This is a genomic window from Bacillus sp. NH11B (assembly GCF_001884205.1).
In the GTDB taxonomy this organism is placed as follows: Bacteria; Bacillota; Bacilli; order Bacillales; family Bacillaceae_G; genus Bacillus_A; species Bacillus_A proteolyticus.
Map to the genome: position 1 here is coordinate 32248 of NZ_MAOG01000117.1, position 16565 is coordinate 48812.

A 16565-nucleotide genomic window follows, 5' to 3' on the forward strand; every position below is an offset into this window, starting at 1 on the left:
GTTTCTCAACACATGTTAACATAATATTATTATGAATAACCTCCGTTCGAATGAATGACTTGCCCAGTAATCCACTTCGCTTCTTCACTTACTAAAAAGGAAATTAAACGGGCAGCATCCACTGGTTCTCCAACCCTACCTTGCGGGAATTTCCATACTAAATGATGCTTTAATTCCTCTGTAATCCATCCTGTATTCGTTGGTCCTGGATCAACAGCATTAACTATAATCCCCTTCTCCATAGCAACTGGTGCAACTGACTTTGTAAATGCTTCTATTGCTCCCTTTGTTGCTGCGTATGCCAATTCATCTGGCATTGGTCCCAATGATTGCCCAGAAGTAAGATTTATAATACTACCACTCGTTTTAAGTGAAAAATGTTTAATAAATAATGAACTTAATAACATAGTAGCACGAACATTGACCGTGTAATGTTTATCTAACTGTTCTACATCTAACTCTTCAATTTTCGTATGAGTAGAATACGCCGCATTATTAATAAGAATAGATGGCTCACCTAAACGTTCTGATACCATATACAATACACGATTAGGCGAATAAGACTGCGATAAGTTGATCTCTGCCATTTCACATCGAACACCGTAACTTTCAATCTCCTTTTTCAACAAAAAGGGCTCTTGATCATTTATTCCCCATGGCATCGCTTTATCATACTGAGACCAGTACGTGAAAAAAATGTCTATCCCCTTTTGAGCAAGCACCTTGCATACAGCTGCACCAATTCCATTCAGACGAGTTGCCCCTGTTACAATTGCTATTTTCTTCACCTTTTCTCCTCCATCTATGGATAAATCCCCTGCACGAATACAGAGGATCTACCTTCTTAATTAATATTTGACAATATGCGTTCTGCACCTATTTTTAAAATTTTAATAAAGATATAATTTACAATCGTAAACATTATAAATAAAACAATAAACATAACCCACAGTCCTACTTGAAGGAAGAAGTATAATACACTTACTCCCGCTACAATAACTAAAGCTATTAAAATATTAGCTAAAAAATTCCATAAAGTTGTATATCGACTTTTAAATAATTTCTGTTCGGTATCCCAATGTATATCTGCAGTTTGTGCATCCCAGCGTGTACCGATTAAATTAATTAACAATAACCCGTTCGCACTTAGCAAGTACCAAAGTATCATAAAGACTGGTGAAACTCCCGCTACAACTGCCATCGTAATACCGAATACTGCTAAAATGATTACATTAATTAACCAAGCGGTGATTGCTTTCGCAAAAAAGATATCCGAAGCTTTTACTGGTAAGTAACGATTCACAAACCAAGAGCTTCCATCTCGTGAAAATGACGTTGTTGCAATAACGTTACTCCCCATTAAAAATAAGGATGCACAAAGGCCAACACCAATCGCGAAACCTGCTGATTCTGGATTATTAATGTATCCTGTAATCCACTTTAAATTTCCATCTTGTACGAATAAAACAAAGAACAGCATAATCGGCATAACGAAAGTTTGCACAATGCAATTTAAGAAAAATTGCGGTGTACGGAATAACGTATTAAATTCTTTTTTCACATATGCTTTTAAATGTGAACTTTGTACCGTTGATTTCTGTAAACCTTCCGACGTAATAGCTTGTTTCTTTGCTGTACTCGTTGAAAGTCCAATAACCCCTTTTAAATATGTACGCTCTGAAATATAATAAAACAACACAAAAAATACAAATGAAATAACTGCAAAGATCATTACGTATAAAGGACCCTTCCAATTCGCATTTTCTACCAATGCCACTGCTCCAAAATATGTAGTTGGAAAATAATTTGTCATTTGTACTAAAAGAGAAGATTCGTTGTTCGCAAGGTAATTCGTAATTGCATCTTCAGAAAACGAACTTTTATTTCTCCACTGCAAAAATACATTAATTCCTACAATAAATAGTATACTTACGATTCCAATAAATATATTGCCTCGATCTTTATTTTTCGCTATATTTGTATACCTCATAATAACTGTCATCAATAACGAAGCTAATACTAACGGCACAATCGGGAAGAGTAAGTAAATAAAAATCATGTATATGTAATATGTAATAAATGCGCCACTTTTCAAACCGTACGTAATAAAGATTGGTAATAAAATGAATGAACTCATTACGTATTGTGTAATTAATACCGTTAAAAATTTTGCCGAGATAATTTGCGCTGGTTTTAATGGTAACGGCAGTAACATTTCAATGTCATTACTGTAATAAAATACGGTTAAAATGTTCGTTATACTCATTAAAAATACCCATATACTCGCAATCGCAAGTCCCATTGCGATAATCATTCCTGGGTCTTGCCCTAAATGTTTCATCCCCTCATACATCGCGTGTGTTATAGAACCAAATATTAAAAAGCCCACAAATAAAATAGCTGCAAAGGAGAATAAATATGCCCATCGTTTCTTCTTATCAGTTATAAAATCTGCATAATTTAATTTCAATAATACCTTCGTTAACATCCAAATTTTACTCATTACCCGTCATCTCCAAGAACATTTTTTCAAGTGATTCATTGGATTTAAAATGATCTCTCATTTCATTTAAATTTCCTTTAAACTGAAGATTTCCCTTATTAATAATAGCAACACGGTCACATATTTTTTCCGCAACTTCTAATACGTGTGTAGAGAAAAATACAATCTTCCCTTTATCTGCATGTTCTCTCATCATTTCTTTCAAAATATATGCAGATTTCGGATCAAGACCTGTTAACGGTTCATCTAAAATCCATACATCTGGCTCGTGCACGAGCACACCAATAATAACGATTTTTTGTCTCATACCGTGCGAGTAACTTTGAATTTGATCAGATAAAGCATTATAAAGATCAAACTTCTTCGCTAACGACTCTATTCGCTCTTGCCTTTGTTCTTTCGGCACTTCATACATATCTGCCATAAAGTTTAAATATTCAATTCCTTTCAATCGCAAAAACATATCTGGACTATCCGGAACATATCCAAACGTCTTTTTCGCTTCCATCGGCTCTTTCATAATATCTTTGCCATTGATCGTAATGGTCCCTTTGTCCACCCCATGAATACCAGTAATCATCTTAATTGTCGTTGATTTACCAGCACCATTCGGTCCTAAAAATCCAAAGATTTCTCCGCTAGGCACAGATAAACTTAAATCTTTTACTGCATAGGTAGACCCATTATAACTTTTTGACACATTCGTAATTTCAATCATTACATCCAATCCTTTCCTTAATTACCAATTAACTATATTAATATTATAGCATAATTCTATTTTTAGATTTTTACATTTTTCAGTTTATTTAACCTTTAAAATAAATGTACACTCCTAATCCAACGATTAAAACAACGGCTAGTATAATATAAATCATCGTAAGCCGTTTAATATTCCCTTTCGTCGCTTTACTATAATTCGCATCACCATTTCGCCCAATTAACACCGTTGCAATTACAGTAATCACTACAAGTAATATAACGATCATTATCCCAGTTAACATTCCTTCCTCCCCCTCCTCACAACCATTTTACAATATTATCCTCTTTATTTCGCAGTATATTTAGTCCTTTTACTATTATTATGAAAAGAATCGGAAAACTATTATTACCATTCATATCCATATGTGATATATTTATAACATAACGTGATTTATTTCTAACATCGAAAGGAGAATCTATCGTGAAAACAACTTGGATAAAATATTTAGGATTTCTCGGTTTCTTCGGTTTCCTCGGCTTTTTTTATGAAAAAGGATTGTTTACTATGTTCTGTTTCTTCTCCTTTTTCACAACATATAGAACGGTTCAACACGATGAACTGTTTGAACAAATCGTCAATAAATCGTGCGCAATGCATTTATCGTTACATTACTAACTACCGCTATCATTATGTTTATTGAAATGTTATTTCCAAACCCGGCGCTACAAGAGATTGATATCGCTCTTATTTTCGGCACACTTATTCTTACGTTCGGGTTCTCTATGTTCTTTTACGATAAACCTGTTGATGAAATGGAAGATGCACCATGGCGTTCGTAACGAAGATAAAAGAATACCGCGCCAAATTGAATATGACACAAGAAGATTTAGCGAAAAGTGTTGGTGTACGCCGTGAAACGATTAGCCATCTCGAAAAAGGGAAATACAACCCTTCCTTGCAGCTTGCTCATGATATTGCGAAGGTACTTCATAGTACGATTGATGAGATTTTTATTTTTGAGGATTAATGTAAAAAAAGCCCTTATAATAAAGGGCTTTTTTGTCATAACATGTCGTTAAAACGATATCTCTTGTCGAAACGTCGATACAATTTCATTCAGATTAGGAACAGACTACACTTTTTTCCGCAATATCTACAATCCCTAAAATTTGCAGCAAACCCTCCACTTCATATGTCGGTTTAACACTTGTCTTGTTTTCTTTCAGACTCGGATTATACCAACAAGTATCAATACCGTAATCTTCTCCGCCTTTCATATCAGAAGTTAGCGAATCTCCAACCATTAATACACTGGATTTATCAGTAATTCCAAACTTTTCAAATGCATAATCAAAAATCTCACGTGCTGGTTTTTGATGGCCAACCTCTTCTGAAATAATAATATGATCAAAGAAGTTACATACAGGCGAATTTCCAATTCTTGATTGTTGCACCTTAGTATATCCATTCGTAATAATACCTAACTTGCAATCTTGAAGGTTCTCACATAATTGCACTGCACCTTCTATAAGATGTACTTCTTTCCCTAAGTTTTCAAGGTATACATCACTAAATTGCTGTGCATCTACTTCTATATTATGAAGTGCAAATAATTGTCTAAATCGGTCTACCGCTAATTCACTTAGCGTAATCATTTTATTTTCTAAATCTCTCCATAATCCATTACTAATCTCTTTATAACTTGCAAGATAATCATCATATCCTGTAGGCATGCCGAACTGTACAAACGCGTTATGTAATGCGTTCCTTTCCGTTTCAGGGAAATCTAATAATGTATCGTCTACGTCGAATAGTATTACTTTGTATTTCATGATGTTCTCCTCAATTCCTAATTTAAAAACTTCATTCTCATAGCTTAATTATAAGCTTATATATATTTCATTATAAAGTGCTTTGACTCGCTCTTTATAGAATACACCTTTATCTTCTATTTTCAAATGTGCTATAAATAAGTTTGCAAGCATGACCGCTGTATCTAACCTATAAAATAAACTAACAATATGCGGGGTAGCGTTAAAGATACTATCATTCTTATATCCCTCTTTAAATTCTTCCCAATTAACCTCATTCGTTTCAGCTATTCTCATAAGCTCCAATAATGGATGACCAATTAGAGCGTTATCCCAATCAACTATCGCTTTAACTTCTCCATTATATCCAATTAAGTTTGCTGGTCGAATGTCCATATGCAATAAACTCTTTATATGATCAGCCCTACTAAGAATATGTTTAATTGTTTGTACATCCGGAAGTTTAATCCCACAATCTGTAATTGTATTAAACCCTTCCACTCTTTTCACAATGCGTTCCGCTATATACTTACTAATCGGCTCTCTAATGTTCTGCTCATATTGTAAACCATCGATTGGTATACTATGAAGCTCACTAACTAACTTCCCTATTTTAAATGCAGAAATTGGCATATGATCAGTAGATACATAATCCGATATTAAAAAATCAAGTTCGGCAGAAAGATGCAATTCATGTATCTTTGGCACTGGAATACCTTTTGAATAACAAAACTTAGAAAGCTCTGTTTCCTTTTGCAATGAAATCCGGCTATTAAATAAATCCTCATTTATATTTTCTACTTCTCTTCCCCACGGCACTCGAAAAGCTAAAGCTCCCTTTTCTGAATCTCCGCGAAAAACAATATTTTGCACTCCCGTTCCAATCACCTTTAAATTCTGAACAGCTAGTTCCTTATAATCTTGACTTAGTATTGTTGCTAGCTTTCCTCTTAACCCCTCTGCTTTTAAACGTGTATGAATCATTTTATCCCCCGATTCGTAAGTTCTTTTCATCCATTTTATCCCCGGTGCACAACAATCCTCATAAGCAAAATTATAGCAACAATAGTAAAAGGAGGCTAATCCAATTAGCCTCCTGACTTCTTATTTATCCTCTAACAATAACACTTTCATTTCCTCTAACGACTCTTTCGTAAAGCCAAGAGCTTTTTCAGCGTATGCTTCAACTGATCCGTATTGCTTTTTAATTTCATCAATCGCAGCTTGTAAATATTCAGCACGAGCTTCAAACATCGCACCTAATATTGCTCTACTTTCATCGTTTTGTAATTTCGCACCTAAAAAGGCCATCATTTTTTCATTTAACTTTTCACGGAAGCCGTTACTTAATAAATAGTCTTCCATGACTGTTTCTTCTGATACACCTAATAGAAGTAATAATAATGCAGAACCAAATCCAGTACGGTCTTTTCCAGCTGTACAGTGGTTTACTAACGGTAAGTTTTCTGGATTTCGAGCTAGTTTTAAGAAGCTCACAAACGCCTCATTACCATTTACAAAATCTTGATTCATTTTCACAAGGTATTCGCCTGGTTTGCCTAATACTGATAAATCACCAACTTGGAAAAACTCATTTATATTTAAATCTTTCGCTAATTCTTGCATAACTGGTAAGCATATTTGACGAGCGCCTGTAATACCTGGATTTGGCTTATGTTTCACTTCAAAATCTGTACGATAATCACAAATTAATTTTAAGCCAGACTTTTGTAAATACTCGATATCCCACTCTGTTAATCCTGCTAATTCTTCAGAGCGGTACAACTTGCCCCATTTTACTTTACGGCCTTCTGTCGTTTCATATCCGCCCATATCACGGAAGTTAAACGCGCCTTGTAATGGCAGTCTACGCTCAGCTACTGTTACTGCTTGTCCATTACTACCTACTAGTCTAAAATATGGACGCTCATTTCCGCTTAAGTTTTCAATTGTATATGATGATTCTCCATTTACCGTTGCAAGTAATTCTCCAGTTTCTTCAATATGATCTGGTGAAGTACTCCAATAAATACGAACTTCTTCTATATTATTTTCCCACTTTATTTGTAACGTATTATCTTCGTTTCTTTCTACAGTTGCTTGTAGCCAATTTCTTTGCTGCTCCATTCTTTCACCAACGCTTTCTCTTATAATCGAATCTTACTCTATTGTATTATAGGAATATCTACTTTGTCGTTCTCATTTTTCTTTTTATCTTACAAACAGGCAAAAAGTTCTTTTACTTGTTCAAAATTTGTACACGGAGTCCCTCGAAATACATATGCGATTTGCTCATCATCTAAATCTTCATATACAACTGTTCCCCGATCTGGGTGCGAATAAAACTCTAACCCGTTTATCATCTGTTTAACGCTATAATTCGTTGTCCATGAAGAAACAGGATAGTACGCTTTGTTTTTATACCTACAAACCCAAAGTGCATATAGTTTACTATCTTCATCCCAGTATACATACTGCGTTTCGTCATTTCCTAATCCGACCGATTCGAGCTTCCAACTTAACTTTTCATGAATTGGCAATTTCGAATAGATTACGTCATCTGGAGCATTCCACTCACGACATCTTCCTATCTCACCCATTTCACCTCTCTTCGCTTGAAAGCTTAATAAGTGAAATGGTGTATGTAATATCGTTTTCGCAAACTCCATATTTACCGGCTGTAACCCAAATAGAAATCTTTCCATTTCATCTTGGTTTACATACCCACGATCAATAGAAATTTCAATTTGCGTTTTCCATTTAGATGTAACGTAACTTTCTTTTCCCTTATAATTTACACCTTTCCAATACACAAGCCCTTTATATTGAAAACAAGCTCCTTTTGCTTGAGAAATACAACTATCTGGAAATACCGGCTCCATTATATCGAGGAAAAACTCTTTTACCCGAAACATACTAGTTGGCGTAACAACTTGAAACCAAAATGTTTCCCACTTTTCACCCTCATAACGCTCTGAAAATTTTTCGATGTTCCAACCTTCTAACAAGATCTCTGGATACAGTAAAACAAAAGAATGGAATTGTTTTTCCAGCATATATAACCCTCCCGCTAAATGAGTTCGAGAGAGTAAGCCATCCATCCTTCTAAAATATTCTCACATATCGCTCAGTAGAGCTCAGTTGCTGACATCCGTTCTTTTCAAAGACATCCTTCATCCACTCGTTTTGCACATTTGTCTCACCAATATAATAAGATGCGCCTATTTCCTTTAAGACAAACATTGCCCCTGTAAAGAATGCTGCTTCATACCCTTTATTTCGCATATTTGGAGCGACTGCGAAATACATAAGTTTTCCTTCTTCTAACGTACCTCTTTCAATATGCGGGATTACAATTCCTATTGGCTCTTCTTCATCGATACTCGCTGTTAAACAATGTTCTTTCCATTGCCCACCAATTTCTTGTAGCATCATATTTACAAATTAATCATAAGTGACTTGTTCTTCCGTCATTTCGTTCCAAAGAGAATAAAAAGTATCTTCTCCTACTTCTTCAATAAGCTTAAAATCAATTTCACTTTCTACAGCTTCTACTTCATATATATCCTTAAATACGATCATGTTTTCAGTAATATATTCAAATGAATACGTTTCGAAACATTTTTTATACACATCATAATTTGGGCTTTTTGAAGAGATTTCAAAATGTAGTTTTTCTAATCCATCTTTTTCAGCTTCAGCAACGCAATATTGCATCATCTCTTCTAATTGCTCTTCTGTAAAAATCTCTGCATTATTTTCTTTTATCATGACAGAAGAAGCATTTCTTCTTATTTTAAAATGTTTTTCTAACTGTTCTATAGTCATCATATACTTCCCTCATCTATGTCATACCCGAATTTCTACTTGTTCTCCTTGCATGAGCAGGATTGTCCTTGAATATATAGAATACTAGAAAACATCGCATCTTTAAAGTGCGGAGGAGGTTCTCCATTGGATATTACAGCGCTGCAACAACAGCTAGAGCTTATACAACAAAATGACTATACGCAACTGCAACATATAGATATTAATGAGTTAACGTTGAACATGCTTCAGTATGTCGGAACGACTGATAGTTACGTTCGTTACCAACTTATCTATAAATGTTTTTCCCATTTTATTCATCACGAATTTCTTATGGATGATCAACTAAAATTACTTTTACAAACTTGTTTAAGTGATGAGTATTTATATTGTGACATTCACTCCCCACATACAGATGGGGTTTTCACACGTTCTTACACTGTTTCGTTAATCGCGTTAATACTCCAATTCGCTAACTCGCACTACTTTTTTACAGAGGAGGATATCGAAGAAATAAAAAACAAACTCATTACATACACAAACTTAGAAATGGATTTTCGAGGCTATATTGAAAATAAAGGATGGGCTCATTGTCTTGCACACGTATCTGATGCCTTCACTGAAATTGTTCATAATTCCTATACGACCTTTGAGTGGTACGAAGAATTAATTCATTGTTTATTAAATAAAATGTTCATTCCATCGGATCTATTTCATAATAACGAAGATGAACGCATTGTTACGCCGTTACTATCGATGCTATATCATGACTTTCCGCAAGATGAGTTAATTTCAATTATTTATAAAAAAATAAAAAGGCTTCCTCAAATTAGAAAACGCCTTTCCCTTAATGAGTATTGTATTTTATGCGCAAACATTAAACTCTTTTTACGCACATTATTTTTTAGAACAAAAGATGATCATAACTTAGCATTTACAGCACGTAAAACAGAAAAAATGTTAAAAGAACTGCCTAATTATTATTAAATATAAGGAGAAGAAATATGGGGTATATTGAAGACATGAGAAATCTAGTAGGAAATCATCCACTCATTTTAATCGGATCACACGCCATTATATTAAATGAGAAAAATGAAATATTATTGCAGCTCCGTACAGATTTTAAGCGTTGGGGCATTATTGGCGGCGCCTTAGAATATAACGAAACGTTAGAAGACGCGTTAAAACGAGAAGTATTTGAAGAAACTGGACTTATTATCAAAAATCCAGAACTTTTCCGTACATACTCAGGACCTGATTTCTTTCAAACCTATCCAAACGGTGATCAAGTACATGGTGTACTCGTTGTTTATATTTGCCGAGAATTCCACGGCGAGCTTGTATGCGATCAAACGGAATCGAAAGAACTGCGCTTCTTTTCGCTTGATAAGCTGCCTATTAATCTTCATCCAGTCATTGAGCGGATTATTAAAGAGTTCCAACACTCCTATTAAAAAACATTACATATTTTATATAGAAATAAAACAACCTCATCTCCCGTCATTATAACGTGAAATGAGGTTGTTACCGTTCACCATAAATTCCAATTTCCCCAAAATGATATTAACGCTCTCTTTCTACAGCTTTATATTCCTTTGCAAATAAGAGTGTTATATAAGAAGTAATAAATGAAAAAATAGTATACATGCCCACCCAAAAGAAAAATGATGGATCGTATAATGTAATATTTAACATAAGAAAAATAAGAAATGTTACCATTGGCATCATATAAAATGTACCTACTTTATATGTCACAGCTATTGATATAATACAAATAAGCAATGGATATATACAGAAAATAAAAATTGACTCACTCAATGTTATGTCCCCCTTTCTGAAGAAATAATAGGTTTCTCGTAAACATTTTGGGGAACAACAAAGTTTTATATTTTTATTCGTTATTAGTAAATAAAATGTTAGATTGTTATCTCAATCTGATTTCCTTCAGGATCACTTACTACACTTTCGTAGTAACCATCCCCTGTAGTACGCGGGCCGTTTAATACAGGGTATCCTGCTTCTCTTAATGTATTAGTTAATTCGTTCACTTTTTCTTTACTACCTACAGAAAAAGCAATATGTGCATATCCTATTGTTTGTGTTTGTAATGCATCATCTATCCCTACCTGCTTCATAAGTTCTAGACGCGCACCACCTTCAAAAGTTATAAAATAAGATTCAAACTGCTTTTTCGGATTGTGATATAAGCTATTTTCTTCACCATTAAAGTACTGTTTATAGAAATCACGCATTCCTTCTAAATCATTCACCCAAATTGCTATATGTTCAATTTTCATAATCGACACCTTTTCTTTTATGTTATTCAACTGACAATTGGATGCTTCATTGCCAGCACATTTAATTTTCTTTATTTGTTCTCGTAATCATAAGATCAAGTCCAAGACTTTTTAATCCATATAAATAATCTTCTTTCCAATTACTCACTGTTATTTTCGGAATATGTTCTGCCGGGATATACTGCGGACAACTTTTTACAATTTGATCTATTACGAATTGGTTCACTTCATCATCACAGAAGATGAATCCATGAGGGTTAATAATAGCTATACATGTAGCTATTAATCGGGTAATAGCATCTATATTATATTCCTCTGGATTATTAGAATTTTCAACTTCGTCTCCACTTCTCAAAGCTTGCAAGAAATTTTTATTATCGTACTGCGGGACGAAAGATATCTCTCCTGAGAAAAATGTACTTCCGCGTACAACATCTCCATTTACCATAATCCCCGCACCTGGCCCATTTTGACCTGAATACAAATATACAAGAGATGAATTGTCATTACTTCCTGTGTTTTTATGATAGCCGAGCACAGCAGCATTCATATCGTTTTCTATTACTACTGGTATAGAAAACAGTTCCTCCAAATGACTTTTCAAATTAAAATTTTGGAACTTTTCATATCCAGGAATATAGAAAATACGCCCATTATCGACCGCACCAGGAACACCAATTGATATAGAACTTATTTTTGGAAACGTAGCTATAAGACTTTCTATATGTTCTGTTAATACACTTAGGCCCGTATCAATTAATGCACTTGAAGTACTCCCTTGTTCTTTTACTTCCCCTAAACAGTTAAAAATTGTATAGTTCGTCTCATTTCTCTCTAAAAATATCGCTAAACCTAACATATATTCTGGATTATATTCATATCGTTTTGCTCTTCTTCCGCCACTTGAATCATCTAAACCGGCTAAAGTTACTTCACCGTCTTGTTTCATTTTTTCTATAAATTTACTTATCGTTGGAAAACTAATTTCTAATGTATTACTAAGTTCAACTTTCGTTGCACTACCTCGCTCTAGAAGAGCTGTACGAATGCCGCGAAGGATTGTCTCTTTAATCGATTTTTGAGTAACAAATTGTTCACTCAAATTGCTCACCACCTTAATCAACATACTTATTAAACACTTTTAATAAGTTGCGTTGACAATATATCATACATCATTTTCTAAAGCAATAGAGATGATATATTTCTACTAGCGGCACTCCGTATTTAACTCGATGTATTCTCTCTCGTAACAGACGATACAATTCCAGACAAGATAACAAATAATAAAACAGCTAGCAAAGCATTACGTATTCCAAATGCTTCTCCAAGTATCCCTAAAAATAGTGGTCCGACTAAAAACGCTGTAAAACCGATTATAGAAACTGTAGCAACATTAGAAGTCGCATTTTCGCCGCCATCTCCAGCAGCAGAAAGCCCAATCGGGAAACCTAGCGCGGCACCAATCCCCCACAGTACTACACCAAGTGCTAGAAAATATGAGTCACTCCCAAATATGACAATTGTCATTCCTATAATTGCCATCATAATAGTAGCACGCATAACAGCGACACGACCGAATCGATCAAGAAAATAACTACTACACATACGAGCTAACGTCATTGCCAATACAAAAATAGTGTACATAATAGAACCTGTCACTACACTTTGCTGATGTCCGTCTACCATCACGATAGGTAGCCAATCATTAGCACTCCCTTCTGCAAATGCCATTCCAAGTACAAAAAGACCAAGTAAAAGCACCTTTTTTTCCATACGTAAGGAAGTATGCTTTGCTCGCTGTTTGTTCCGCGATTTCTCCTTCTTTCCTGTTCCATGCGGAAGAAAACGATACAACATACATACAAGTAATACAAATACGATCGAAATTGCAAGAAACTGATACAGAATTGGGATGTGAAGCGAAGCCGCGACAGAACCACTAAGCGCGCCTACTAAAGTTCCTACGCTAAAAAAACCGTGAAATTTCGGTAGAAGTGTTGTTCCTAATTTCCGCTCAATGGAAGAACCTTCTACATTTAATGCGACTTCTGCTAATCCATATCCTACCCCAAATACTAGCAAGCTACCAAAAACCCCCATACTAGAAACAAGATAAATATTAATACCTAAACAAAGCAATCCAACAATCATAAAAAACATACTGCCTATAATAACGTCTCTAGCTCCCTTACAGTCAATGAAGCGACTTGCACTCAGTAAACCAATTATTGAACCGACTGATAGTCCGAACAAAATCCAGCCCATTTCTGCATTTGACACTCCTAAAATCTCTCGCACCGCTGCCGTTCTCGAAATCCATGTAGCAAACGCGACACCTGGCAAAGCAAATAAGAGAAAAAGAACGTTTCGGGAGGCAAGTAATGTCTTTGTATGATTGTCCGCACTATATTTCTCCATATGAAACACCTTTCAAATTGTCTATACGATAATTTACACACTAATGAAAACGCCTTTTATTCTTCTATCGTTTTAATAACTTTAGCTGGATTACCACCAACTACTACATTATTAGGTACATCTTTTGTCACAACTGCTCCTGAAGCAATTACAACATTGTCTCCAATTGAAATACCAGGGTTAATAATGGCTCCCCCGCCAACCCAAACATTGTTACCAATCTTTACAGGCTTCCCATATTCTTTTCCAGAGTTCCGCTCTACCGGATGCAACGGATGCGTAGCAGTATAAATGTGAACACCAGGTGCAAACATACAATTATCACCGATTCGTACTTCACAAACATCCAAAATCACACAATTAAAATTTGCGAAAAAGCTCTTTCCAACATGGATATTGTAGCCGTAATCACAACGAAAATCAGGATTAATGTGGGGGTTTCCGTCAGCTGAAGAACCTAAAAGCTGATTTAATAAAGTAAAACGTTGTTCATCTCCTGTCTCCATAGCCTCGTTATAAAGACGTGTCAAACGTTTTGTCTCCACCCTATCAGCCACTAATTCTTCGTCATCCGCAATATACATTTCTCCCGCCAACATCTTTTCTTTTTCCGTTTTCATAGAATCATCTCCTTCGTTATAGAATGAATTACACTTATTAAACAACTTTAATAAGTGACTTTAATTATACTTATTAAACGTGTTTAATAAGTAACCCTATATTAGCATATTTTTTAATATATGCAACTAATAAGTTTCGAAAGAAAATATAAAACCCCTTACTTTACGTAACAATATGACGAATAAATCATTAAATCTTATATAGAAAAAACAAGGGAACGCTCAGCGTCCCCTCTCAAATCCAATCCGTTTTTTAATTTCCGCTAAATTTACCTTCGCGATAGCTCGTGCCCTCTCAGCACCTCTCTCTAACGCTTCATATAATAAATGCGGCTCATTCATATACATTTCGTATTTTTCCCGAGGACCTGCTAATTCACGGTCAACAACACGGAATAGTTCTTTTTTCACATCGCCCCATCCAATGCCGGTTCCATACTTTTCACTCATCGACTGAATTTCATCTTCTGTCGCAAATTCTTTATAAATTGTAAATAACGTTTCTAGCTCTTTCGGTTCATTTGGAAGTGAAGAATCTGTTTTTATTTTAAATATTAATTTCCGCAGTTTTTCTTGCTCTGCAAATAACGGGATAACATTCCCATAACTTTTACTCATTTTTCTTCCATCAAGACCAGGTAAAATAGCACCCTCTTCTTGTATTACATACTCTGGAAGCGTAAATGTTATGCCAAATGTATGATTAAAATACGTCGCAATGTCACGAGCGATTTCAATATGCTGAATTTGATCCTTTCCGACAGGTACATGAGTAGCTTGAAATAATAATATGTCAGCCGCCATTAAAATAGGATATGTGTATAACCCCATATTCACACCTGCATCGATCTCTAATCCTGCTTCTTTATTATGCTCTACCTTCGCTTTGTACGCGTGAGCGCGGTTCATAAGTCCTTTCGGAGTTAGGCAAGATAGTATCCACGTTAATTCCAAAATCTCCGGTATTTCTGTTTGGCGATAAAAAATAACGTCTTCACTAAGTCCAAGCGATAACCAAGTTGCTGCTACCTCTTTCGTATAACTATTGAACTTCGCCGGATCATGCACAGCATTTAACGCATGATAGTCAGCTATAAAAAATAATGCTTTTCCTTCATTATTTTTTGACATTTGTAATGCTGGTTTAATTGCACCAATATAATTTCCTAAATGCGGATAACCTGTTGGCTTAATTCCTGTTAACATTATTTTTTCACTCACACTAACTCCTCCTTCCTCAAAATAAAAATAAAAAGAGCCCCTCATCCTATAAAAAGGACGAGAGACTCCCGCGGTACCACCTTAATTAGCTATCATTAGCTCACTTCATACTTCGATAACGTGAAGTAACCGTCTTTACCTACTCATTTCAGTGAGAAGCTCCAGAGCCCATTCCATATCCATCCCATACTGATTCCCACCACATATCAGCTCTCTGAAAAGTTTTGAATATGTACTCTTCTCTTTCATTGCTTTTTAGTTATTTTTTACAGTTTATCACATTTTCCCTTCTCATAAAACTGAATTTTCTGGTTTTCTATATTTGGAATTTTAACAATAACCATCACCAATTTATTCCATACCATATATAATCAATATATACAGAATTTCTTTACAATAGAAAAACGGGGTGAAGTTATGGGTTGGTGTACTAAAAAAATCGATAAGTTTAAGAGAAATATTCAGACTAACGATGATACTTTAGGGGTAATTATACATTTCACACCTATTGCTATATATTTATACACCTGCGATGAGTATATAGCAATATTTGACGGTGCGCTCACTTTTGAGACTGAGAACGGAAAGCAAGTAGAAATCGGGGGTACTCTCATTTCTCTTGAAGTTGATGTGAATTTTCGCATGGACGATATAATATTTAATTACAAACTAAAGGAAAGTAATCTACCTATTGTTGAACTAAAAGCCTACGCATGAGACTAATTTGTTTACTATAAACTAAACAAGAGTAATAGATTTCTCCTCCCCAAAAGTCCTTATCGCTACCAAAACTGGAGATAAAAGAATCTTCTCGAAATGATAATACTATATCTTTCGTTTAAAAGAATTGATGATAACAAACTCTAACATGAACAGATTGCCCAGTTTATCAATTCATTGTATAAATTATTAAATTCTTATTCGAAGATTGAAAGTCCTTTTATCTATATCCTATACATACGAAGTTCACATAACCCCACTTATCAGTAGTTAGTTTGCCTAATTTCAAATGAGAATAAGCTCCTTTATTTTCTTTAAGCATAGCATGTAAAGGAGTATGAAATATTTATAAAAAGTAGGTGGAAACATGACATTAGATTCTCACCGTATTATAGGTTTTCCTGGAATGGGTATGGGTGGCTTCCCTGGAACAGGTATGGGCGGTTTTCCTGGAATGGGTATGGGTGG

18 protein-coding genes, 2 pseudogenes and 1 other annotated feature are annotated in these 16565 nt (G+C 34.9%); of the genes and pseudogenes, 5 read left to right on the forward strand and 15 right to left on the reverse strand.

Features of this window, described 5'->3' with window-relative positions:
- Window positions 1-29: 29 nt before the first annotated feature.
- The 4 genes from BAU27_RS21460 to BAU27_RS21475 all read right to left on the reverse strand — a co-directional run bounded on the left by BAU27_RS21460 (window position 30) and on the right by BAU27_RS21475 (window position 3504).
- Window positions 30-788: an SDR family oxidoreductase gene (locus tag BAU27_RS21460; RefSeq protein WP_071771863.1), complete on the reverse strand. Its 759-nt coding sequence runs from the start codon at window positions 786-788 to the stop codon at window positions 30-32.
- Window positions 789-844: 56 nt separating this feature from the next.
- The gene (locus BAU27_RS21465; protein ID WP_071771864.1) at window positions 845-2503 is read right to left on the reverse strand and encodes a putative ABC transporter permease subunit; all 1659 of its coding nucleotides are present in this window, start codon (window positions 2501-2503) and stop codon (window positions 845-847) included.
- The gene (locus BAU27_RS21470) at window positions 2496-3221 is read right to left on the reverse strand and encodes an ABC transporter ATP-binding protein (RefSeq protein WP_071744137.1); all 726 of its coding nucleotides are present in this window, start codon (window positions 3219-3221) and stop codon (window positions 2496-2498) included. Before BAU27_RS21470 ends, BAU27_RS21465 begins: the two co-directional genes overlap by 8 nt.
- Window positions 3222-3309: 88 nt before the next feature.
- Window positions 3310-3504: a hypothetical protein gene (locus tag BAU27_RS21475; protein ID WP_000955218.1), complete on the reverse strand. Its 195-nt coding sequence runs from the start codon at window positions 3502-3504 to the stop codon at window positions 3310-3312.
- Between the two features lie 179 nt (window positions 3505-3683).
- On the opposite strand from BAU27_RS21475, the pseudogene BAU27_RS31930 reads away from it, so the two are divergent.
- Both BAU27_RS31930 and BAU27_RS21490 read left to right on the forward strand, forming a co-directional pair.
- A pseudogene (locus tag BAU27_RS31930) lies at window positions 3684-4042 on the forward strand (DUF3796 domain-containing protein).
- Window positions 4030-4230 (forward strand): helix-turn-helix transcriptional regulator, encoded by a 201-nt coding sequence (locus BAU27_RS21490; protein WP_071744136.1) that lies wholly within the window; start codon window positions 4030-4032, stop codon window positions 4228-4230. The pseudogene BAU27_RS31930 and the gene BAU27_RS21490 overlap by 13 nt, the downstream one beginning before the upstream one ends.
- A gap of 94 nt (window positions 4231-4324) precedes the next feature.
- On the opposite strand, the gene BAU27_RS21495 is transcribed toward BAU27_RS21490, so the two are convergent.
- The 5 genes and pseudogenes from BAU27_RS21495 to BAU27_RS21515 all read right to left on the reverse strand — a co-directional run bounded on the left by BAU27_RS21495 (window position 4325) and on the right by BAU27_RS21515 (window position 8845).
- Window positions 4325-5035, reverse strand: coding sequence for a YjjG family noncanonical pyrimidine nucleotidase (locus BAU27_RS21495; RefSeq protein WP_071771866.1), 711 nt, complete (start codon window positions 5033-5035; stop codon window positions 4325-4327).
- 48 nt (window positions 5036-5083) lie between these two features.
- Entirely contained in the window at window positions 5084-6028 is a 945-nt protein-coding gene (locus BAU27_RS21500) for a phosphotransferase family protein (protein ID WP_071771867.1), read from the reverse strand.
- A gap of 90 nt (window positions 6029-6118) precedes the next feature.
- On the reverse strand, window positions 6119-7141 hold the full coding sequence (locus BAU27_RS21505; protein ID WP_071771868.1) for a tyrosine-protein phosphatase: 1023 nt from the start codon (window positions 7139-7141) through the stop codon (window positions 6119-6121).
- Window positions 7142-7230: 89 nt separating this feature from the next.
- A complete protein-coding gene (locus BAU27_RS21510; protein ID WP_071771869.1) occupies window positions 7231-8070 on the reverse strand; it encodes a hypothetical protein in 840 nt (279 codons plus the stop codon).
- Window positions 8071-8119: 49 nt separating this feature from the next.
- Window positions 8120-8845, reverse strand: a pseudogene (locus BAU27_RS21515) (GNAT family N-acetyltransferase).
- A 123-nt stretch (window positions 8846-8968) separates the two neighbouring features.
- Between BAU27_RS21515 and BAU27_RS21520 the strand changes: the two are divergent.
- Both BAU27_RS21520 and BAU27_RS21525 read left to right on the forward strand, forming a co-directional pair.
- Window positions 8969-9808 carry a DUF2785 domain-containing protein gene (locus tag BAU27_RS21520; RefSeq protein ID WP_071744130.1) on the forward strand — a complete coding sequence of 280 codons (840 nt, stop codon included), beginning with the start codon at window positions 8969-8971 and terminating at the stop codon, window positions 9806-9808.
- A gap of 17 nt (window positions 9809-9825) precedes the next feature.
- Window positions 9826-10275 carry an NUDIX hydrolase gene (locus BAU27_RS21525; RefSeq protein ID WP_071771870.1) on the forward strand — a complete coding sequence of 150 codons (450 nt, stop codon included), beginning with the start codon at window positions 9826-9828 and terminating at the stop codon, window positions 10273-10275.
- A gap of 109 nt (window positions 10276-10384) precedes the next feature.
- Here the strand turns inward: BAU27_RS21525 and BAU27_RS21530 are convergent, their stop codons facing one another.
- The 6 genes from BAU27_RS21530 to BAU27_RS21555 form a co-directional block, all read right to left on the reverse strand.
- On the reverse strand, window positions 10385-10639 hold the full coding sequence (locus BAU27_RS21530; RefSeq protein ID WP_071744128.1) for a YbeF family protein: 255 nt from the start codon (window positions 10637-10639) through the stop codon (window positions 10385-10387).
- A 98-nt stretch (window positions 10640-10737) separates the two neighbouring features.
- Complete coding sequence (locus BAU27_RS21535; protein ID WP_071744127.1) at window positions 10738-11118, reverse strand: VOC family protein; 381 nt, start codon at window positions 11116-11118, stop codon at window positions 10738-10740.
- 61 nt (window positions 11119-11179) lie between these two features.
- Window positions 11180-12220 (reverse strand): ROK family transcriptional regulator, encoded by a 1041-nt coding sequence (locus BAU27_RS21540; protein ID WP_071771871.1) that lies wholly within the window; start codon window positions 12218-12220, stop codon window positions 11180-11182.
- A gap of 122 nt (window positions 12221-12342) precedes the next feature.
- Window positions 12343-13536: an MFS transporter gene (locus BAU27_RS21545; protein WP_071771872.1), complete on the reverse strand. Its 1194-nt coding sequence runs from the start codon at window positions 13534-13536 to the stop codon at window positions 12343-12345.
- Window positions 13537-13592: 56 nt separating this feature from the next.
- Window positions 13593-14156 (reverse strand): maltose O-acetyltransferase, encoded by a 564-nt coding sequence (locus tag BAU27_RS21550; protein WP_071771873.1) that lies wholly within the window; start codon window positions 14154-14156, stop codon window positions 13593-13595.
- Between the two features lie 222 nt (window positions 14157-14378).
- Window positions 14379-15422: a tryptophan--tRNA ligase gene (locus BAU27_RS21555; RefSeq protein ID WP_139254672.1), complete on the reverse strand. Its 1044-nt coding sequence runs from the start codon at window positions 15420-15422 to the stop codon at window positions 14379-14381.
- 5 nt (window positions 15423-15427) lie between these two features.
- Window positions 15428-15635 (reverse strand) — a binding site (T-box leader).
- Between the two features lie 159 nt (window positions 15636-15794).
- Here BAU27_RS21555 and BAU27_RS21560 point away from each other — a divergent pair.
- Window positions 15795-16094: a hypothetical protein gene (locus tag BAU27_RS21560; protein WP_071771875.1), complete on the forward strand. Its 300-nt coding sequence runs from the start codon at window positions 15795-15797 to the stop codon at window positions 16092-16094.
- The last annotated feature ends 471 nt before the right edge of the window (window positions 16095-16565 follow it).